Origin of the sequence: Pseudomonas sp. JV245A, from assembly GCF_032424515.1 — a bacterium.
Lineage (GTDB): Bacteria > Pseudomonadota > Gammaproteobacteria > Pseudomonadales > Pseudomonadaceae > Aquipseudomonas > Aquipseudomonas protegens.
Genome location: NZ_VYKE01000599.1, coordinates 1 through 341, shown reverse-complemented (window position 1 = coordinate 341; position 341 = coordinate 1). Strand labels below are relative to the sequence as shown.

Here is a 341-nt window from a genome sequence, read left to right as displayed (position 1 = left end):
GCACGCAGGCCGTTGCCCAGGCGCTTGGAGTCGACCTTGGTGTGGATGATTTCACCCACGGCGAGGATGTCCGCCGAGGTTTCCACCAGCGTCACCATGACCACGATGCACATCGACAGGATCGCCGCGACATGAAAGGTCGGCATGCCGAAGTGGAATGGCGTGGGCAGGCCGAACATCGGCCCTTGGGTGACCCCGGAGAAGTCCGCCATGCCCAGGAACAGCGCGATCACCGTACCGATGATCATGGCCAGGAGAATCGACAGACGGGAAATCGCCGCGCTGCCGATCTTGCTCAACAGCAGCACCAGCACCAGGGTCACCGCTGCCAGGCCGATGTT

1 protein-coding gene is annotated in these 341 nt (G+C 62.8%); it reads right to left on the bottom strand.

Annotated elements, in window-relative coordinates; all coding sequences use genetic code 11:
• Positions 1–341: solute carrier family 23 protein (locus F6S12_RS33215; protein WP_315870048.1), on the bottom strand; the 341-nt coding region annotated here is incomplete at both ends.